Source organism: Streptomyces sp. NPDC014882 (assembly GCF_043081325.1).
Lineage (GTDB): Bacteria > Actinomycetota > Actinomycetes > Streptomycetales > Streptomycetaceae > Streptomyces.
This window is the reverse complement of the sequence record NZ_JBIBWL010000002.1, coordinates 1-19,137: the sequence shown is the minus strand read 5'-3', so window position 1 is coordinate 19,137 and position 19,137 is coordinate 1. Positions and strand designations below refer to the sequence as shown.

Annotated in this window: 16 protein-coding genes and 1 riboswitch; of the genes, 9 read left to right on the top strand and 7 right to left on the bottom strand. The window is 74.3% G+C overall.

Annotated elements, in window-relative coordinates; translation table 11 throughout:
- Positions 1 to 20 precede the first annotated feature (20 nt).
- Positions 21 to 89, bottom strand: a riboswitch (cobalamin riboswitch).
- A gap of 193 nt (positions 90 to 282) precedes the next feature.
- On the bottom strand, positions 283 to 924 hold the full coding sequence (locus ACF09K_RS04740; RefSeq protein WP_392241061.1) for a TetR family transcriptional regulator: 642 nt from the start codon (positions 922 to 924) through the stop codon (positions 283 to 285).
- A 215-nt stretch (positions 925 to 1,139) separates the two neighbouring features.
- Here ACF09K_RS04740 and ACF09K_RS04735 point away from each other — a divergent pair, with 215 nt between their 5' ends.
- From ACF09K_RS04735 to ACF09K_RS04725, 3 genes are read left to right on the top strand one after another with little or no spacing between them, the layout of a single operon-like run.
- A complete protein-coding gene (locus tag ACF09K_RS04735; RefSeq protein WP_392241060.1) occupies positions 1,140 to 2,573 on the top strand; it encodes a glycosyltransferase family 4 protein in 1,434 nt (477 codons plus the stop codon).
- Positions 2,567 to 3,301: a class I SAM-dependent methyltransferase gene (locus ACF09K_RS04730; RefSeq protein WP_392241059.1), complete on the top strand. Its 735-nt coding sequence runs from the start codon at positions 2,567 to 2,569 to the stop codon at positions 3,299 to 3,301. The genes ACF09K_RS04735 and ACF09K_RS04730 overlap by 7 nt, the downstream gene beginning before the upstream one ends.
- Positions 3,298 to 4,368 carry a prenyltransferase/squalene oxidase repeat-containing protein gene (locus ACF09K_RS04725; RefSeq protein WP_392241058.1) on the top strand — a complete coding sequence of 357 codons (1,071 nt, stop codon included), beginning with the start codon at positions 3,298 to 3,300 and terminating at the stop codon, positions 4,366 to 4,368. The genes ACF09K_RS04730 and ACF09K_RS04725 overlap by 4 nt, the downstream gene beginning before the upstream one ends.
- 196 nt (positions 4,369 to 4,564) lie before the next feature.
- On the opposite strand, the gene ACF09K_RS04720 is transcribed toward ACF09K_RS04725, so the two are convergent.
- A complete protein-coding gene (locus ACF09K_RS04720; protein ID WP_392241057.1) occupies positions 4,565 to 4,855 on the bottom strand; it encodes a hypothetical protein in 291 nt (96 codons plus the stop codon).
- Positions 4,856 to 5,005: 150 nt separating this feature from the next.
- Between ACF09K_RS04720 and ACF09K_RS04715 the strand changes: the two genes are divergently transcribed.
- From ACF09K_RS04715 to ACF09K_RS04705, 3 genes are read left to right on the top strand one after another with little or no spacing between them, the layout of a single operon-like run.
- Positions 5,006 to 6,298: a hypothetical protein gene (locus ACF09K_RS04715; protein WP_392241056.1), complete on the top strand. Its 1,293-nt coding sequence runs from the start codon at positions 5,006 to 5,008 to the stop codon at positions 6,296 to 6,298.
- Positions 6,295 to 7,881 (top strand): substrate-binding domain-containing protein, encoded by a 1,587-nt coding sequence (locus tag ACF09K_RS04710; RefSeq protein WP_392241055.1) that lies wholly within the window; start codon positions 6,295 to 6,297, stop codon positions 7,879 to 7,881. The genes ACF09K_RS04715 and ACF09K_RS04710 overlap by 4 nt, the downstream gene beginning before the upstream one ends.
- Entirely contained in the window at positions 7,868 to 8,647 is a 780-nt protein-coding gene (locus tag ACF09K_RS04705) for a hypothetical protein (protein WP_392241054.1), read from the top strand. The genes ACF09K_RS04710 and ACF09K_RS04705 overlap by 14 nt, the downstream gene beginning before the upstream one ends.
- 113 nt (positions 8,648 to 8,760) lie before the next feature.
- Here ACF09K_RS04705 and ACF09K_RS04700 read toward each other — a convergent pair whose 3' ends face one another.
- The 3 genes from ACF09K_RS04700 to ACF09K_RS04690 all read right to left on the bottom strand — a co-directional run bounded on the left by ACF09K_RS04700 (position 8,761) and on the right by ACF09K_RS04690 (position 12,590).
- On the bottom strand, positions 8,761 to 9,573 hold the full coding sequence (locus tag ACF09K_RS04700; RefSeq protein WP_392241053.1) for a hypothetical protein: 813 nt from the start codon (positions 9,571 to 9,573) through the stop codon (positions 8,761 to 8,763).
- Positions 9,574 to 9,740: 167 nt separating this feature from the next.
- The gene (locus ACF09K_RS04695) at positions 9,741 to 10,685 is read right to left on the bottom strand and encodes an N-acetylmuramoyl-L-alanine amidase (RefSeq protein ID WP_392241052.1); all 945 of its coding nucleotides are present in this window, start codon (positions 10,683 to 10,685) and stop codon (positions 9,741 to 9,743) included.
- A gap of 282 nt (positions 10,686 to 10,967) precedes the next feature.
- The gene (locus ACF09K_RS04690; RefSeq protein WP_392241051.1) at positions 10,968 to 12,590 is read right to left on the bottom strand and encodes a DHA2 family efflux MFS transporter permease subunit; all 1,623 of its coding nucleotides are present in this window, start codon (positions 12,588 to 12,590) and stop codon (positions 10,968 to 10,970) included.
- A gap of 226 nt (positions 12,591 to 12,816) precedes the next feature.
- Here ACF09K_RS04690 and ACF09K_RS04685 point away from each other — a divergent pair, with 226 nt between their 5' ends.
- Positions 12,817 to 14,556, top strand: a complete 1,740-nt coding sequence (locus ACF09K_RS04685; protein ID WP_392241050.1) for an MFS transporter — start codon at positions 12,817 to 12,819, stop codon at positions 14,554 to 14,556.
- 262 nt (positions 14,557 to 14,818) lie between these two features.
- A complete protein-coding gene (locus tag ACF09K_RS04680) occupies positions 14,819 to 15,469 on the top strand; it encodes a class I SAM-dependent methyltransferase (RefSeq protein ID WP_392241049.1) in 651 nt (216 codons plus the stop codon).
- Between the two features lie 150 nt (positions 15,470 to 15,619).
- Here the strand turns inward: ACF09K_RS04680 and ACF09K_RS04675 are convergent, their stop codons facing one another.
- Together ACF09K_RS04675 and ACF09K_RS04670 are read right to left on the bottom strand one after the other, a co-directional pair.
- Positions 15,620 to 16,252, bottom strand: a complete 633-nt coding sequence (locus ACF09K_RS04675; RefSeq protein WP_392241625.1) for a response regulator — start codon at positions 16,250 to 16,252, stop codon at positions 15,620 to 15,622.
- A 5-nt stretch (positions 16,253 to 16,257) separates the two neighbouring features.
- Positions 16,258 to 17,784 carry a sensor histidine kinase gene (locus tag ACF09K_RS04670; protein ID WP_392241048.1) on the bottom strand — a complete coding sequence of 509 codons (1,527 nt, stop codon included), beginning with the start codon at positions 17,782 to 17,784 and terminating at the stop codon, positions 16,258 to 16,260.
- 257 nt (positions 17,785 to 18,041) lie between these two features.
- Between ACF09K_RS04670 and ACF09K_RS04665 the strand changes: the two genes are divergently transcribed.
- Positions 18,042 to 18,899 (top strand): MaoC/PaaZ C-terminal domain-containing protein, encoded by an 858-nt coding sequence (locus ACF09K_RS04665; RefSeq protein ID WP_392241047.1) that lies wholly within the window; start codon positions 18,042 to 18,044, stop codon positions 18,897 to 18,899.
- Positions 18,900 to 19,137 lie beyond the last annotated feature (238 nt).

The window sequence follows — 19,137 nt, the reverse complement described above, 5'->3', positions numbered from 1 at the left end:
CACGGTCCCGTCCGGGGCAGTCCGGCTGGCCGTGCTGTCTGCTGTCTGCACGGCTCACGGTTGCGGGTCAGCGCCGGAATTGCACCGGCTTTCCCCCGTACGGGTGTGATGACGACGGGGCCACTGTACTCGGCCGTAGGAAAGGCCTTGAGGGCCGCCTGCGGGCACGGGCGGACGCGGCCCGACGGCGGCCGGGAGGGCGCCGATACTGCCGGGACGGTGGGACCGGTGGGGCGCCGGGACCGCCGAAGCGGCGGGAGCGGCGCGGCCCCCGCTCGCGCCCTACTCGGCCGCCCCCGGCCCCGGCGCGTCGATCAGGCGGCAGGCCGTCTCGATGTCGACGCGGACCTGGGCGATGGAGGCGCGGCCCGAGAGCCAGGTGATGAGGGCCGAGTGCCAGGTGTGTTCGATGACGCGGACCGCGCAGAGCTGCCGGGGGGTGGGGTCCGCCAGGTCCATCGCGTCGAGGATGATCGCGGTGGTCTGGCGGGAGACCTGGTCGACCTCGGGCGAGACGCTGCGGTCGGCGAAGGTGAGGGCGCGCACCATCGCGTCGGCGAGCTGGGGCTCGCGCTGGAGGGACCGGAAGGCGCGCATCAGGGTCTCCACGACGCGGGCGGCCGGGGTGTCGCCCGCCGGGGGCCTCTTCCGCAGCGTGCCGTGCAGGTGCTCCAACTGGTCCTGCATGGTGGCGACCAGCAGGTGCACCTTGGAGGGGAAGTAGCGGTAGAGCGTGCCCAGGGCCACCTGCGAGGACTCGGCGACCTCCCGCATCTGCACCGCGTCGAACCCGCCCCGGCCCGCCAGCCGCGCGCTCGCGTGCAGGATGCGGCGGCGGCGGGCCTCCTGCCGCTCGGTGAGGGGAGCGGCACAGGGGCGCCGGACGCCGGCGTCCGCCTTGTCCGTCTTGGCTTGCGCAGGCATGGGAGGGGTCCCGTTCCGTGACGGTCGGTGAGGGCTCGGGATCGCTCGGCGGACACGGGACGCCGGGCCGTGGCGTGAATCACCTGATCCACGGGTCACAGCGTCCTTACCTGCCGGTAGATTCGGAGCCTCCCGGACGATCAAGTCTGAAACTTGTTCTAGATTAGCGTCCCGTCGTAGTCTCGCGGGACAGTGCAGGCAGAAGGGGGCCCGGAGTGACCGCTGAGGCCAGTCAGGCGGGGTCCCAGGACCTCGCCGCGGACGGCGGGCGACCGCTCGACATCGCGCTCCTCACCTACAAGGGGAACCCGTTCTGCGGCGGTCAGGGCGTCTACGTGCGCCACCTCTCCCGCGAACTGGCCCGGCTCGGCCACCGCGTCGAGGTCATCGGCTCCCAGCCCTACCCGGTCCTCGACGAGGGCCACGACGGCCGGCTGTCCCTCACCGAGCTGCCCAGCCTGGACCTCTACCGCCAGCCCGATCCCTTCCGCACCCCGGAGCGCGACGAGTACCGCGACTGGGTCGACGCCCTCGAAGTGGCGACGATGTGGACCGGCGGCTTCCCCGAACCGCTGACCTTCTCCCTGCGCGCCCGCCGCCATCTGCGGGCCCGCCGCGGCGAGTTCGACGTCGTGCACGACAACCAGACCCTCGGCTACGGCCTGCTGGGCGACGTCGGCGCGCCCCTGGTCACCACCATCCACCACCCCATCACCGTCGACCGGCAGTTGGAACTGGACGCCGCCGAGGGCTGGAAGCGGCGCGCCTCGGTGCGCCGCTGGTACGCCTTCACCCGCATGCAGAAGCGCGTCGCCCGCCGCCTGCCGTCCGTGCTCACCGTCTCCGGGACCTCCCGCCAGGAGATCGTCGACCACCTCGGGGTCCGCGACGACCGCATCCACGTCGTCCACATCGGCGCCGACACCGACCTGTTCGCGCCCGACCCGTCGGTGCCCGTCGTGCCGGGCCGCATCGTCACGACGTCCAGCGCGGACGTGCCGCTCAAGGGACTGGTCTTCCTCGTCGAGGCGCTGGCCAAGGTCCGCACCGAGCAGCCGGACGCCCATCTCGTCGTCGTCGGCAAGCGCCCGCAGGAGGGCCCCGTCGCCGCCGCGGTGGAGCGCTACGGCCTCGACGGCGCCATCGAGTTCGTCAAGGGCATCTCCGACGCCGAACTCGTCGACCTGGTCCGCTCGGCGGAGGTCGCCTGCGTGCCCTCCCTCTACGAGGGCTTCTCGCTGCCGGCCGCGGAGGCCATGGCGACCGGCACCCCGCTCGTCGCCACCACCGGCGGCGCCACCCCCGAGGTCGCCGGGCCCGACGGGGAGACCTGCCTGGCCGTACCGCCGGGCGACGCGGGAGCGCTGGCCGCCGCGCTGGCCCGGCTGCTCGGCGACCCGGCGCTGCGGGCCCGGCTCGGCGCGGCCGGGCGACGCCGGGTGCTGGAGCGGTTCACCTGGGCGCGCGCCGCCGAGGGCACCGTCGAGCGGTACCGCGAGGCCGTGGAGCGGGCCGGCGGCGGACGGTCCCGCCCGTCCGGCGCGCGGCCGGCACCCCGCACCCCCGCGTCCCCCTCCGCACCCCTCTCCGCGGGCGCTGTCCCCGGTGTTGACGTTGAATCCGATCGCGAAAGCAGGGCCACGTGCTGACCGTCGACTTCTCCCGGTTCCCGCTCGCCCCGGGTGACCGCGTCCTGGACCTCGGCTGCGGGGCGGGACGCCACGCCTTCGAGTGCTACCGGCGCGGCGCCCGGGTCGTGGCGCTGGACCAGAACGGCGAGGAGATCCGCGAGGTCGCCAAGTGGTTCGCGGCGATGAAGGAGGCGGGCGAGGCCCCCGAGGGCGCCACCGCCACCGCGATGGAGGGCGACGCCCTCGCGCTGCCCTTCCCCGACGAGTCCTTCGACGTCGTCATCATCTCCGAGGTGATGGAGCACATCCCCGACGACAAGGGCGTCCTCGCCGAGATGGTGCGGGTCCTCAAGCCGGGCGGCCGCATCGCGATCACCGTCCCGCGCTACGGCCCCGAGAAGGTCTGCTGGACCCTGTCCGACGCCTACCACGAGGTCGAGGGCGGCCACATCCGCATCTACCGGGCGGACGAACTGCTCGGCAAGATCCGCGAGGCGGGCCTGCGCCCGTACGGCAGCCACCACGCCCACGCGCTGCACTCGCCGTACTGGTGGCTGAAGTGCGCGTTCGGCGTCGACAACGACAAGGCGCTGCCGGTGCGCGCGTACCACAAGCTGCTGGTCTGGGACATCATGAAGAAGCCGCTGGCGACCCGGGTCGCCGAACAGGCGCTGAACCCGCTGATCGGCAAGAGCTTCGTGGCCTACGCGACCAAGCCCCACCTGCCCCGGGTGGACGCCAAGTGACCACTCCCCGGACGGAACACCTCGTCCTGCCCGGGGTCCTCACCGCCGAACAGGCCGTCGAGACCGTCCGCGGCATCCTGGCCGAACAGCGGGAGGACGGCGCGATCCCGTGGTTCCGCGGGCACCACCTCGACCCGTGGGACCACACCGAGGCCGCGATGGCGCTGGACGCGGCGGGCGAGCACGAGGCCGCCGAGCGGGCCTACGAGTGGCTCGCCCGGCACCAGAACGAGGACGGCTCCTGGTACGCCGCCTACGCCGACGGCGACTTCGCCGACGTCACCGACCGGGGCCGCGAGACGAACTTCGTCGCCTACGTCGCCGTCGGCGTCTGGCACCACTACCTGTCCACCGGCGACGACACCTTCCTGGACCGCATGTGGCCGGTCGTCCACGCGGCCGTCGAGTACGTCCTGCGGCTCCAGCAGAGCGGCGGACAGATCGGCTGGCGCCGCGACGACGACGGCACGCCCACCGCGGACGCGCTGCTGACCGGCTCCTCCTCCGTCCACCACGCGCTGCGCTGCGCCCTGGCCATCGCCGAGCAGCGCGAAGAACCCCAGCCGGACTGGGAGTTGGCGGCGGGTGCGCTCCGGCACGCCATCCGCCGGCACCCGGAGCGGTTCCTGGACAAGGCCCGCTACTCCATGGACTGGTACTACCCGGTCCTCGGCGGCGCGCTCACCGGCGTGGAGGCCAAGGCCCGCATCGAGGAGATGTGGGACCGGTTCGTCGTGCCGGGGCTCGGCGTGCGCTGCGTCGTGCCCAACCCGTGGGTGACCGGCGGGGAGTCGGCCGAACTCGCCCTGGCGCTCTGGGCGGTGGGCGAGTCCGACCGGGCGCTGGAGATCCTCCAGTGGATCCAGCGGCTGCGCGACCCGGAGTCCGGGCTGTACTGGACGGGGTACGTCTTCGAGGACGCGGCCCTGTGGCCGCGGGAGCTGACGACGTGGACCGCCGGGTCGCTGCTGCTCGCGGTCGCCGCGCTGGGCGGACACGAGGCCACCTGCGCGGTGTTCGGCGGCGACCGCCTGCCGACGGGACTGGATCCCGACTGCTGCGGCTGACGGTGCGACCGCCGTGCCGTCACGGCGCGACCGAACGTGCCATGTCGGCCCGACAGGACGCGCGGTGACGGTGCGGCCGGTATGCCGTCACCGCGCGACCGGGCTGCGGTGTCGGTGCGGCCGGCCGTCCGGTGTCGGTACGACCGTCGCGCCGGCACGGTGCGACCGGTGTGCCGCCGACGAGGCCGGCGAGAGGTCAGTGGCGGACCCGGTTCGCGATCGCGTGCCCGACGAACAGGTACACGACCGCCGCCAGGCCGTAGCCCGCCACGACCCTCGCCCACGCCTCGTCGAACGTGAACAGGTCGTACGACCACCCCGCCAGCCAGCGGGCCGCGTCGTGCACGAACTGCACCAGTTCGTTGCCGCGGTTGGCGTCCAGCAGATACATGACGATCCAGAGGCCCAGGATGAAGGCCATCACGTCGGCGACGACGGCGATGACCGTGCCTGCCGAATGCGCACCGTTACGGTATCGAGGGGACATGCACTCCGGCTTGCCGTTCGTGACGGGATGAAACACGGCCTGTTCACGACTTCTCCATTTGCCCTGTGTTGGCTTGGAGTTGTGCCTTCCGGGGGACGGTGTTCGAGGGGATCCTCGATGATCCTGCCCCCTTGAGTGGCAGGAGGGCCGTTGTCACACTCCGCAACACCGGCGATCGACGAGCCGAGACTCGGCACGCGCCGGGTCGGCCGCCGCCGGGTGCCCCGCCACGTCGCCGTGGCCCTGCCGGTCGCGGTGGCCGGGCTGATCGCCCTGCTGATCTCGGGCAACACCCTGCGCCCCTTCGAACGGATCGTCACCCTGGAGGCGCGGATGGCCTCCAAGTCGGACTTCTTCAGGGACCCCGAGGTGCGGCGGCTGCTGCTCCGGCACGGCATCCGCGTCGACATCCGCCGCCTCGGCTCCCGGGGCATCGCCACCCAGTCCCTGGACGGCACGGACGTCGTCTTCCCCTCCGGCCAGCCCGCCGCCAAACTCGTCCTCGGCCGGCAGGACCGCTCCGTGCGCTCCGTCCGCCCCTTCGTCACCCCGCTGGTCCTCGGCACCTTCCGCGACTACGCCGACACCCTGGTCGAGGCCGGCGCCGCCACCCCGCAACGGGCCCCCGGCGGCGGCCCCACCCTCTACTACGACCTCGACATGGCCGCCTTCACGGGCTTGCTCGACGGCACCGACGGCGGCCGGAGCACCGCCGACCAGGACGGCGACGGCCGGGCCGAGGGCGCGGACACCTGGAACGGCATCGGCTTCGACACCGGCGGCCGCAGCAACAGCGGCCGCGTCCTGGTGCGCACCTCCAACGTCTGCGAGTCCAACGCGGCCGGCACCTACCTCAGCCTCCTCGCCTTCGTCGCCAACCGGAACACCACCCCCGGCACCGAGAACGTCAACGACCCGCGGCTCGCCCGGGAAGCGGTCACCGGCCTCGCCGCGAAGATCAAGCCACTGATCAGCCTCCAGGGCATGTGGGCCGACGAACAGGCCGACAGCTACCTCTCCGACCTCGGCGAGAGCATCGCCCCCATCTCCCTCATCTACGAACACCAGTACCTGGCCCACCAGATCGCCCACCACGACAGGTACGGCGAGCAGGACACCGACCGCGTCCTGCTCTACCCCACGCCCTACGCCCTCACCGAGCCCCAGCTCATCTCCCTCACCGACCGGGGCGACCGCCTGGTCCGACTGCTGGAGCAGGACGAGGAGTTGCGCGACCGGGCCATCGAACTCGGCTTCCGCGTCCGCTTCTCCGGCGAGGACGGCACCAGCGAACGCCTCAACGCCTACCTCGACGGCCACGGGATCCAGGTCCCCGCCGCCAACCCCGACCGGACCAAGTCCTACGAACCCGACCTGGACGTGCTGGAGCGCATCATCACCTACGTCGGCGACTGCCCCCCGCCCGTCCGGGACGCCCCGTGAGGCGGCCGGCCGCGGCCCTCGCCGCCACCCTGGCCCTCGCCCTCCTCGCCACCCTCACCTCCGCCTGCGCCGACGACGGCGGCCACCGCACCCTGCGCGTCCTGGCCGCCCCGGAACTGGCCGACGTGGAACCGCTGTTGGGGAAGCTGGAGGAGGCCACCGGGATCGAGCTGGAACTGGAGTACACGGCGACCGCGGACCTCACCGGGCAACCGCCCGCCGCCGGACGGGAGTCCGCCTACGACCTGGCCTGGCTCGCCTCCGACCGCTCCTTCCTGCTGCGCCTGCGGGACGCGGCCGACGGCACCGCCCGTCCCGAGTCCACCTCGATCATGCGCTCGCCCGTCGTCGTCGGCCTCACCCCCGACGCCGCCCGCGACCTGCGCGCCCGCGCCCCGGGCGGCCGGATCTCCTGGGCCGACCTCGCCGACGCCGCCGCCGACGGCACCGTACGCTTCGGCATGGCCGACCCCCGGCGCAGCGACACCGGGCGGGCCGCCCTCGTCGGCGTCGCCACCGCGGCCGCCGGCACCGGCAGCGCACTGCGCGAGGAGGACGTCTCCTGCGACCGGCTGCGCGGCTTCCGCTCCGGCCAGACCCTCACCGCCGCCGGCTCGCGCGCGCTGACCGACGCCTACGCCCGGCGCCCGCAGGCCGCCGACGCGCTGATCGCCCACGAGTCCGAACTGCTCGCCCTCAACGCCGGCGGCGCGCTGAGCCGCCCGCTGGAGATCGTCCACCCCGACGACGGCATGGTCCTGTCCGACTTCCCGCTGCTCCTCCTCGACCCCGGCGAGCGCGCGGCCTACGGCGAGGTCGTCGACTGGCTGCTGAGCGCCGACACCCAGCGCGAACTGATGCGGCGCACCCACCGGCGTCCCGTCAACCAGGACGTCGAGCCCTCCGCCGAACTGCGCGCCCCCGTCGGCAACGCCCTGTCCTTCCCCGACCGGCTGTCCATCGTGCGCCGGCTCGTCGACGACTACGGTGACCCGGCGCACACCACCGGCGACCAGGTCGTGTTCCTGCTGGACTTCTCCACCTCGATGCGCGGCGAGCGGATCGAGGCCCTGCGCGCCGCCTTCGCCGGCCTCAGCGGCGCCGACCGCACCGCCACCGGCAAGTTCGCCCGCTTCTACCGGGGCGAACGTCTCACCGTCGTCCGCTTCGGCGGGAGCGTGCTCCAGGAGCGCACCGTCACGGTGCGCTCCGACGCCGACCTGGAGGCCCTCGACCGGATGGTGGCGGGCGGCGGCTTCGACGACGCCACCGCGCTCTGGTCGGCCCTCGACCGCGGCTACCGCATCGCCGCCGACGCCGTACGCGCCGCTCCCGGACGGCCCGTCGCCATCGTGCTGATGACGGACGGCGAGAACAACGCGGGCCTGTCGTACGGGGAGTTCCTGCGCCGGCACGACCGGCTGGGGTCCGCCGCCGACGCGGTGCCCACCTTCACCGTCCCGTTCGGAGAGGCCGACGCGGCCGCCCTGCGGCGGGCGTCCGCCGCGACCGGCGGCCGCACGGTCGACGCCGGACCCTCCTCGCTCACCGACGCGTTCAAGGAGATCCGTGGGTGTCACTGACAGTCAGTGGTGGAGCCTGTGGTGGCCGTGGCTGGTCGTCTGGGCGGTGACGGCGGCCGCGCTCGCCGTACCGGCCCGGCACGCGCTGGCCCGGCTGGGCCTGCTCCGGCGCCGCCGGCGCGGCGGCCGCATCGTGCACGGCATGGCGTTCTTCCTGCACGAACAGCGGGTGATGGACCTCTACCAGCAGGGCGGCTTCTCCGCCGCGCTGGAGGCGGAGGTCGCCGACCGCACCAACGTCCACGCGGGCGTCGGCCTCTTCGCCCGCCTGTCCGGCGGCATGGCCGGGGCCCGCCGGGAGATCGCCAGGGAACGCGTCACCGCCTACTTCCGGCAGAACACCCCGATCACGGTGATCCGGCTGCTGATGGACACCATGCGCAAGGAGGACGTCGTCGTCGAGGCCGACCTCACCACCGGCGTCGTCACCCCGAACCGCGCGCTCGCCGACACCCTCGCCGACCGGGGCGGCGACCGCAGCGTGCCGCTGACCGCCGTCGGCGTCGGCTCGGCGTTCGTCTCGGTCACCGGCCTGTTCACCGCCCGCCGCGCGGAGAACGGCGACATCGTGCTGCACGCCCGGTACGGCACCGGAGACCCGGCGGCGCGGGTACGGATCACCTGCGAGGCGGCCGGGGTCCGCGAGGGCTTCCAGAACGCCGAGTACTTCACCGGGGAGTTCCAGGCCCGCTGCCTCGGCAAGGTCCCGACCTGGAACCGCGAGAGCGGCGAACTGACACTGAACCCGATCGCGGTGTTCCTCTGAAGGCCGCTTCCGCGCAGGGTTCCTGACGGCCGATCAATCGTGGGCGGAGGGTGGCCGCACGACGACGGCCCCCGCCCGGAAAGGGCGGGGGCCGCGGAGGCGGGGGCGCGGACTCAGCCGCGCTGGATGCCGGAGGTGTCCCGCAGCACGCCGCGACGACCGTCCTGGGTCTGCGCCACCAGGCCCTGGGCGCCCTGCTCGACGGCCAGGTACCAGGTGCCGGGGGCCAGTTCGGCGATCGGCATGGGCGCGCCGTCCTCCGCGTACAGCGGACGCGCCACCGGCACGGCGAACCAGAACGGCGAGAAGTCGGCGGCCGGCGGCTGGGCCGGAGCCGGCTGGCCGCCCGTGAACGGCGGCTGGCCCGGCTGCTGACCCTGCTGCGGCTGCCCGCCGAACGGCGACGGCTGCTGCTGCGCGCCCGGGTAGCCGTAGCCACCGGGCGGCTGGGCGCCGTAGGGCAGCGGCGCCGGCGGCTTCGGAGCCGGGATCAGCGCGGCCTGGAGGGCCGGGACGAGGGGGGTGGCGACGGCGCCGCCGGCCAACACCAGCGTCGCGATGAAGCCGAGGATGAGACCGGCCCCCCGCTCCACGTCCGCGCTGCCGAAGGTGTCGCTGAACGCGCCCAGCGGGTCGATGATCGACCAGAACGCCGTCCACGCGGCGAACACCGTCAGCGCGACCCCGAGCTGCCCGAGGTCCAGGCCGACGATCTTGCGCGGCTGGGGCAGCGCGCGGGCGAGGACGATCAGGGCCGCACCGATGATGCCGCCGACGTACATGCCCATCAGCAGACCGAGGTTGTCCCAGGCGGTGGGAATGTCGCCGCCGGAGCCGTCGAACGTGTCCAGGAACGACGCGATGAACAGCAATACCGCTGCTCCGATCACCACGCCGTCGCCTCGAGTGAGGGAGCGGATATTCACTTCAGGTCCTTCGTCAGTCGTCTCGTCATCGATACAAGCATCGGTAGAGGCGTCGCTGTCACCATGTCGCCGTCAGGCCCGGGTGGGAAGCGCGGGAACGGCCCCTCGTCGTGGGGACGACACTATCGTCCACACGATCGGGCTGTCCCCGGGGACCGGTGCGCCGGTCACCGTCCGCGCAGGAAACTCACGATTCCCTCGGAGATCCCCTGCGCCGCCCTCTGCCGCCAGGCGCCGCTGGTGAGCAGTGCCGCGTCCTTGGTATCGCGCATGTTCCCGCACTCGATGAACACCTTGGGAACCGTTGACAGATTGAGACCGCCCAGGTCCTCCCGCGTGACGAGACCGGTGCCGTCGCCGACGTAGTTCGAGGGCGCGGTGCCGGTGGCGTCCGCGAAGTCGCCGGCGATCAGTTCACCGAGTTTTCGCGAGGGGGTCACGATGGCACGGGTGTCGGCGGCGCCCGCGTGCACCGCGCCCGGCAGGATCACGTGGAAGCCGCGCTGTCCGGCGCCCGCTCCGTCGGCGTGCACCGACACGACGGCGTCCGCGCGCGCCGAGTTGCCGATCCGGGCCCGCTCGTCGATGCAGGGCCCGTACGGCCGGTCGGCGTCCTGCGTCAACTTCACCGTGGCGCCCCGCTGTTCCAGCAGGACGCGCAGCCGGTGCGCCACGTCGAGCGTGAACGCGGCCTCGCTGTAACCGGAGTCGGTGGCGGTGCCGGTGGTGTCGCACTCCTTCTCGTGGGTGCCGATGTCCACCTGGCGGCCGATCTCGGCCGTGTGCGCGGAGTTGGCGGGATTGTGTCCCGGGTCGATGACGACGACCTTGCCCGCGAGGGTCCCGGCGCCGCCGGGTGCGGACGCCGACGGGGACCGCGCGCCCGGCCTGTCGTCCGGGGTGCCGCCGGCCGAGGCCGTCCCCCCGGTGCCGGAGACCGCCCCCGCGGCCCGGCCGCCCGACCCGCGCTCCTGCGAACCGCCCAGCGCCTCCCACGCCAGCCATCCGAGCAGCGCACCGGGCACGAGCACGGCGAGCAGCACGGTGAGCGTGCGCCGCAGCGCGGAGCGGCGGGGACGCGGGGGATCGAAGTCAGGACCTACGTACGACACGCCTGCCACCCTAGCGGTGCGCCCCCGACACGGCCGGGAGGCCACCGGCGGACCAGGGAAGGGCGACTGCCGTCGGGGCGCGTGGCGGCGGACCAGGGAAGGGCGACTCCGGTGACCGGCCGGTCCACGGCGGTCGCCCCGCCGGCGGGGTCCGCGGGACGGACGAGGCCCGGAGGGCGGTCCTTCTCGTCCTCGGCCTCCTCGGCGGTCTCGGTGCCCCCGCGTCCCTACGGGTCCGCATGTGCCCCCGTGTGTCCCCGCCTCCCTTCGTCCGCCCTCCGGCTACGTCCCGGAGTCCGCCGAACCGGTCCGGCCCGCCGGGGCCGAGGGATCCGCGCCCACGACGTCCCGCCCCGGCTGCGCGTCGTGCCGCCGCCGCGCCGCGGGCTCACGCTGCTCCACCGGCCCCGCGTGTTCCGGCTGTCGCGGTTGCTCCATCGGGACCGTCTGCTCCGTCGGCCTCGTCCGTTCCGTCCGCCGCGGCAGCCACACCAGCATCAGCACCACCCCCGCGAGCAGCACCACCGCCCCCGTACGGAACGCCAGCGCGTACCCGGCCGTCAGCGCCTCGGGCGTCCCCCGGCCCGCCGTGCGGCCCGCCGCCAGCGTGGACAGCACCGCCAGGCCCAGCGAACCGCCCATCGTGCGCGAGGTGTTGACCAGACCGGACACCAGTCCCGCCTCGCCCGGGTCCACCCCGGCCGTGGCCAGCGAGGCCAGCGGCGTGGCCGACAGGCCCGCGCCCAGCATCATCAGCACGCCCGGCAGCAGGATCGCGGTGACGTAGGTGCCGTCGGCGGTCATCGTCGACTGCCGGCCGAAGCCCGCCGCCGCCGTGAGCGCGCCCGCCGCCGCCACCGTGCGCGCCCCGTGCCTCCGCATCAGCCGGGGGGCGAGCTTGGAGCCGAGGACGATGGCCAGTGAGCTGGGTATCAGGGCCAGGCCGGCCTCCAGCGGGGTGTAGCCCAGCACGTTCTGCGCGTACAGCGTCATGAAATACCACATGGAGAACATCGCCGAGCCGCACAGCAGCATCGCCACGTTCGCCGAGGCCACCGACCGCAGCCTCAGCAGGCCGAGCGGCATCAGCGGGGCCGCCGTGCGGGCCTCGACGGCGAGGAACAGCGCGATCAGGACGAGCCCGGCGGCCAGCGGCACCAGGGCGCCCGCCGCGGTCCACCCCTCGGCCTCCGTCCGCGAGATGCCGTACGCGAGACCGGCCAGGCCCGCCGTGACGAGGAGGGCGCCCGGCAGGTCCGGGCGGCGGCGGTCCCCGGCCCGGCTCTCGGGGAGCAGGGCGAGGGCGCCGGCGAGGACGACCGCGCCGACCGGCACGTTGATCAGCAGCACCCAGCGCCACGACAGCAGGTCGACCAGCACGCCGCCGACGAGTCCGCCCGCGGCGCCGCCGCCCGCGCCGACCGCCGTCCAGGTGGCGATCGCCCGCGCCCGCGCCGCGCCGTCCGGCACGGCGGCGGTGACGATCGTCAGCGTCGAGGGCGCCAGCACGGCGGCGCCCAGTCCCTGCGCGGCCCGGGCGAGCAGCAACTGCCAGTCGTCCCGCGCCAGCCCGCCGGCCAGCGAGGCCAGCGTGAACAGGGCGAGCCCGACGAGGAACATCCGCTTGCGGCCGTAGAGGTCGCCGGCCCGGCCGCCGAGCAGCATGAACCCGGCGAAGGCGATGGCGTAGGCGTTGACCACCCACTGGAGGCCGGCCGCGCCCATGCCCAGCTCGGCCCGCACGGAGGGCAGCGCCACGTTGACGACGGACACGTCGAGGACGACGAGGAACTGGCCGGCGCAGGCGAGCGCCACGACGAGCCAGGCGGGGGCGGAGGAACGGCGTGCGGAGCGGGACGGGCGGGCGGCGGAGGGAGCGGGTGTCGCGGAGGGCATGGGGGCCATGGTCTCAACCACCCGGCACCCCCGGCATAGGGATATCGGCCTAGGGCCGCGGTACCGCCCGCGTGGTCCTTTCCCAAGAGAAGGTCAAGATTTCGTTAGTGTGCCGAAGCATCGGAATAGTTGCTCGTGCATACGAGGTTCACGCTGCACGTACCCGCACCCACCCGCGCGTGCCGCACGGTTCAGCCGTTCGCCCGTCCGCTCCCAGGCCTGGAGGCCCCGCTTCATGACGCACACGTCGACCGACCGGCCCGGACGCAGGGCGGGCGGTGCCGTCGTCCCGGTGCTCGCCTTCGCGGGCATCGTGGTCGCGGTGATGCAGACCCTGCTGGTACCGGTCATCAAGGACCTGCCGCAACTGCTGGACACCTCTCCCAGCAACGCCACCTGGGTCCTCACCTCGACCCTGCTGTCCGGCGCCGTCGCCACCCCGATCATGGGCCGCCTCGGCGACCTGTACGGAAAGCGCCGCACGCTGATCCTCAGCCTCGCCGTGATGGTCGTCGGCGCCCTGGTCAGCGCCGCCACCAGCGACCTGCTCACCATGATCGCCGGCCGGACCCTCCAGGGCTTCGCGATGGGCGCGATACCGCTCGGCATCGGCCTGATGCGCGACATGCTGCCCCGCGAGAGGCTCGGCTCGGCGATGGCGCTGATGAGCTCCTCCATCGGCGTCGGCGGCGGCCTCGCCCTGCCCGCCGCGGCCCTCGTCGCCCAGCACGCCGACTGGCACGTCCTCTTCTACGGCGCCGCCGGTCTCGGCGTCCTCGCCATCGTCCTGACCCTGCTCGTCGTCCCCGAGTCCCCGGCCCGCGCCGAGGGCTCCTTCGACCTGCCGGGCGCGCTCGGCCTCTCCGCCGGCCTCGTGCTGTTCCTGCTGCCGATCACCAAGGGCAGCGACTGGGGCTGGTCCTCGGTCCTCACGCTCGGCCTGTTCGCCGCCTCCGTCGCCGTGCTCCTCCTGTGGGGTCTGATGGAGCTGCGCGTCAAGGCGCCGCTGGTCGACCTGCGCACCAGCGCCCGCCCGGCGGTCCTGTTCACCAACCTCGCCTCGATCATGGTCGGCGTCTCCTTCTACGTCGTCTCCCTCGTCCTGCCCCAGCTCCTCCAGCTGCCGAAGAGCACCGGCTACGGCCTCGGCCAGTCGATGGTCACCGCCGGCCTCCTGGTGGCACCGCTCGGCCTGACGATGATGGTCACCGCCCCCGTCTACGCCCGCCTCTCCGCCAAGTACGGCCCCAAAATCACCCTGATCCTCGGCCTGCTGATCATCGCGATCGGCTACGGCGCCGGCCTCGGCCTGATGAGCGCCGCCTGGCAGAGCCTCGTCATCGCGGTCGTCCTGGGCGCGGGCATCGGCCTCGCCTACTCCTCGCTCCCCGCGCTGATCGTCGGTGCGGTCCCGGCCTCGGAGACGGGCGCCGCCAACGGCCTCAACACCCTGATGCGTTCCATCGGCACGTCGGTGTCCAGCGCCGTCATCGGCATGGTGCTGGCCGACACCGCGAACGACGTGGGCGGCGTCGCCGTCCCGACCATGCACGGCTTCCGGGTTTCCTTCCTCATCGCCACCGCGGCCGTCGCCGTGGGCCTGCTCCTCGCCCTGTTCCTGCCCCGCAACACCCCCGCGACGGCGCCTCAGCTGCGTGCCAGCAGCGAGGAGGACGCCAACCTGGCCCACGCCGAGGCGGTCCTGCGGGGCTTCCGGGGCCGGGTCCTGGACGCCGACGGCGCCCCGGTCGCCCACGCCAAGGTCACCCTCATCGACCACCGCGGCCGTCAGGCCGGCGCCACCCTGTCGCAGCCGGACGGCAGCTACGTCGTCGCCGTCCCGGCCCGGGGCGCCTACGTCCTCGCCGCCAGGGCCACCGGCCACGGCCCCCTCGCGTCCGCGGCGACCCACGCCGGCGACGAACGCCCGGTCGACCTGGACCTGGCGCTGCCGGGCGAGACGGTCACCGCCTGACCGGCTCCGCCCGGCCCGGGCCGGCCCTGACCGGCGCGGTCGCTGTCCGGCCCGGGCCGGTCCCGACCGGCGCGGTCACCGCCCGACCGGCTCCGCCCCGCCCGGACCGATCCCGAGCGGTGGGTCACTGTCCGGCCCGGGCCGGACCGGTCCGGCGCGGTCACCGCCCGACCCGCCTGCCCCGCACCCCCCGTCGCCCCCCGCGGCGGGGGGTGCGGCACCATGGGCGGGCCCAGACGCACGTACCACCGGAAGGACCCCCATGGCCGCGGCACCCGAGCCCGAGATCCTGGCCGCGTTCGAGGCCGCGAAGGGATTCATGCCCCTCGACGAGGGACTCGCGCTGTACGCCGCCGCCGTGGAGGCGGTCGGTCTGGGGCTTCCGCTGCTGGAGGTCGGCACCTACTGCGGCCGTTCGACGATCCTCCTCGCGGACGCGGCCCGGCGGGCCGGGGTCACCGCGCTCACCCTCGACCACCACCGGGGCAGCGAGGAGCAGCAGCCGGGCTGGGAGTACCACGACCCGGAGACCGTCGACCCCGAGATCGGCCTGATGGACACCCTGCCCGCCTTCCGCCGCACCCTGCACCGGGCCGGCCTCGAGGAGCACGTGGTGGCGCTGGTGGGCCGCTCCCCGCAGATCGCGGCCTTCTGGAACTCACCCCTCGGCCTGGTCTTCGTCGACGGCGGCCACACCGACGAGCACGCCGGCTCCGACTACGAGGGCTGGGCCCCGCACGTCGCCGAGGGCGGCCTCCTCGTCATCCACGACGTCTTCCCGGACCCGGCCGACGAGTTCACCGGTCAGGCCCCCTACCGCGTCTACCTGCGCGCCCTGGAGTCCGGCGCCTTCACGGAGGTCTCGGACACCGGCTCCCTGCGCGTCCTGCGCCGCACGGGTCCCGGCCTCTAGAGCCGGCACCCGGCCTTCGGAGCGGCACCCGGTAGGCCTCCGTCCGTGACGGTGCCAGGCCGCCACTGCGGGGCACGGGTCTCCCGCCGTGTTCGTCGCAGCAGGCGGGCACGGGGGGGAGACCCGTGCGCACAGCCGCGTGCGCACCGCTCAGAGCCAGCCCTGGTGGCGCGCCACGCGCATCGCCTCCGCACGGTTGCGGGTGCCCGTCTTGCCGATGGCGGCGGAGAGGTAGTTGCGGACCGTCGACTCCGACAGGTGCAGCTCCGCTGCGACATCGGCGACCGTCGCGCCGTCGGCGGAGGCTCTGAGGACCTCGCACTCACGGGCCGTCAGCGGGCTGGGCCCCACGCTGAGCGCGGCGGCCGCCAGAGCCGGATCGACCACCGTCTCCCCGGTCAGCACCCGGCGGATCGTGGCCGCCAGTTCCTCCACCGGTCCGTCCTTCACGAGGAACCCGGCGGCCCCGGCCTCCATGGCCCGCCGCAGGTAGCCAGGCCGTCCGAAGGTGGTGAGGATCAGCACCCGGCAGTCGGGCACCTGCCCGCGCAGCTCGGCGGCGGCGTCCAGACCGCTCGTGCCGGGCAGTTCGATGTCGAGGAGCGCGATGTCCGGGCGGTGGAGGAGGGCGGCGTCCACGATCGCGTCCCCGGTGCCGACCTGGGCCACGACCTCCATGTCCGGCTCCAGCCCCAGCAGCAGGGCCAGCGCTCCGCGCATCATGCCCTGGTCCTCCGCGAGCAGGATCCTGACGGACTTGGCGGGACGACGGTCACGGGGCATCTCGTTCACGACCTCAGCGTAGGTGCGGCGGGCCCCGGCGGCACCGCCCCGGACACCGGCTCCACCAGGGAGGCGCCCGGGCCCGCCCCGCTCCGGTACGGCAGCGGCCCGTCGGCCGTTCCTCTCGCCCGGCCGGGCTGCCGGGCGTCCCCGAGTTCCCCTGCCCCGTGCGCCGGCGGCGCGTCCGCCGGGAGTTCCGCCGTGACCGTGAAGCCGCCGTCCGGGCCCTGGCCCGCCGTCAGCGAGCCGCCCGCCGCGGCGAGGCGCTCCCGCAGGCCGGTCAGACCGGTGCCGCAGCCCACCGCACACGAGTGGGCGCCCGTCCCGGGACCGTCCGGACCGGAGTCGCCCGTCCCGGGACCGTCCGTGCCGGAGTCGCCGGAGCCACCCGCGCCGGAACCGCCCTCTCCTTCAGAGCCGCCCGTGCCGTGACCTTTCGTACCTCGGCGGCCCGTACCTCGGCCGTCCGTCCCCCGGCCGTCGTCGGTGACCGTCAGCCGTGCTCGTCCGGCCGTGCCCGCCACGGTGATCTCGCAGCGGCCGGCCCCGCTGTGGCGGACCACGTTGGTGACCGCCTCGCGCACCACCCAGCCCAGCAGGGCCGCCGTCCGCGGGGCGAGCGGGGGGCCCGACCGGGCGACCACGGGCTCGACGCCGGCCGCCGTCAGGACCGAGCGGGCCCGGTCCAGTTCGGTGGCGAGACTGCCCTCGCGGTACCCGGTGACCGCCTCGCGGATCTCCGTCAGCGCCTGGCGGCCCACCGCCTCTATGTCCGTCACCTGGGCGAGGGCCGCGTCGAGATCGCGCTCGGCGAGTCTCCGGACCGCCTCAGACTTCACCACGATCACCGACAGGGTGTGCCCGAGCAGGTCGTGCAGATCGCGGGAGAACCGCAGCCGCTCCTCCTCGACCGCCCGCCGGGCCAGTTCCTCACGGGCGGCCCGCAACTGCCGTACCGCCTCGGTCAGGGACAGGATCGCGGCCGTCACCATCGTCGACAGGAGGGTGCCGTACGCGATGTTCACCGCGTCGCCCCAGCCGTTGCGGTACACGGCGGCGGCGCCGGCGGCAAGCGCCAGCCCGACGCCGACCGGCCCCAGCCGGCGCCCTCGCGTGTTCGCGCCGACGGCCAGTCCTAGCAGGGGGAAGAAGCTCAGCCAGCTGCCGCCGTAGCCGAGCGCCAGAGCACAGGTGACGAGCGCCATCAGCACCAGGGCCAGCCGTGTCGAGAACGCCTCGCGCTTCTCCCGGACGAAGCTGCGGAACACGACGTAGATGTAGAGGGAGTTGAAGGTCAGCACTCCGAGGCCGCCGATCCACGGGTTGGCCTCGCCCCTGAGGAGGTTCGAGAAGGCGCCCATGCCGAGCAGCAGCCACGGCAGCAGGGAGTAGCCGGACGGCGGCGGGCCCGGATGCTCCGGCACCTCGCCCGTCCTGCGCCACTCCCGCATCGCCTCCCGGTCGCGGGCGCGCTCGGCCTTGTGCCGCACATGCGCCTGCCACCGACAGGCCACCCACTGCTTCCCGCGCATCACGGTCCCCCTTCGTCGTCCCTCCACGGGTCCTCGCCCACCGCTCCGACGCTACGCACCCACCCCCGCCCACGGGCAGATGCGGTTGTACGGACCACGGCAGGACAAATGTCACGGGTGACAGCTCGGGGGCGTCACGACACGCCCGCTGACGGGCCGTCAGGAACCTTCACAAGGGATGGACGCCGGGCTATACAGGGGGCGGGCGCCGGACCGGAACGCGGTCTCCGTCCGCCCGTGACCCGCCAGGAGCCCCCGTGCCCATCGACGCAGCCGAGGCGCTCGCCGCCGCCCCCCGGACCGGCGAGATCTCCTGGGACCGCGAGGACGTCCTGCTCTACCACCTCGGCATCGGCGCGGGCGTCCCCGCCACCGACCCCGGCGAACTGCGCTACACGCTGGAGTCCCGGCTGCACGTCCTGCCGAGCTTCGCCACCGTCGCGGGCGGCGGCCCGCCCGGCGTGATCGGCGCACTGTCCGTGCCCGGCGTCGACGTCGACCTCGCCCGCGTCCTGCACGGCGGCCAGTCGCTCACCCTGCACCGTCCACTGCCCGCCGAGGGCGCCGCCACCGCCACCGGCCGCATCGTCGCCGTCCACGACAAGGGCACGGCCACCGTCCTCGTCATGCGCACCGAGGTCACCGACGCGAACGGGCCGCTGTGGACGGACGAGGCCCGGATCTTCGTCCGCGGCGAGGGCGGCCGGGGCGGTGACCGGGGCCCCTCCGCCCGGCCCGACCCGCCGGCCGGCGCCCCCGACCGGACCGTCGAACGGCGCACCCGGGAGGACCAGGCCCTCCTGTACCGCCTCTCCGGCGACCGCAACCCGCTGCACGCCGACCCCGACTTCGCGAGGGCGGCCGGCTTCGACCGGCCCGTCCTGCACGGCCTGTGCACCTACGGGATCACCCTCAAGGCGGTCGTCGACACCCTGCTCGACGGGGACGTGGCGCGGGTGCGCGCCTACGCCGCCCGGTTCGCCGGGGTGGTCTTCCCGGGCGAGACCCTCCGCATCCGCATGTGGCGCGGTGCGGGGGCGGTCCGCCTCGCCGTGAGCGCCGTGGAACGGGACGACGCGCCCGTCCTCACCGACGCGATCGTCGAACACGCCTGACCCGGCCCGGCCTGACCCGGCCTGACCCGGCCCGGCCTGACCCGGCCTGACCCGGCCCGGCCTGACCCGGCCTGACCCGGCCCGGCCTGACCCGGCCTGACCCGGCCCGGCCCGGCCCGGCCTGACCCGGCCTGACCCGGCCCGGCCTGGCCCGGCCTGACCCGGCCTGACCCGGCCCGGCCCGGCCCGGCCCGGCCCGGCCTGACCCGGCCTGACCCGGCCCGGCCCGGCCCGGCCC

Coding starts and splice junctions, on each gene's coding strand:
- ACF09K_RS04740 (WP_392241061.1), bottom strand. CDS start 924: ATGCCTGCGCAAGCCAAGACGGACAAGGCGGACGCCGGCGTCCGGCGC.
- ACF09K_RS04720 (WP_392241057.1), bottom strand. CDS start 4,855: ATGTCCCCTCGATACCGTAACGGTGCGCATTCGGCAGGCACGGTCATC.
- ACF09K_RS04690 (WP_392241051.1), bottom strand. CDS start 12,590: ATGGCCCCCATGCCCTCCGCGACACCCGCTCCCTCCGCCGCCCGCCCG.
- ACF09K_RS04685 (WP_392241050.1), top strand. CDS start 12,817: ATGACGCACACGTCGACCGACCGGCCCGGACGCAGGGCGGGCGGTGCC.
- ACF09K_RS04680 (WP_392241049.1), top strand. CDS start 14,819: ATGGCCGCGGCACCCGAGCCCGAGATCCTGGCCGCGTTCGAGGCCGCG.
- ACF09K_RS04675 (WP_392241625.1), bottom strand. CDS start 16,252: ATGCCCCGTGACCGTCGTCCCGCCAAGTCCGTCAGGATCCTGCTCGCG.
- ACF09K_RS04670 (WP_392241048.1), bottom strand. CDS start 17,784: ATGCGCGGGAAGCAGTGGGTGGCCTGTCGGTGGCAGGCGCATGTGCGG.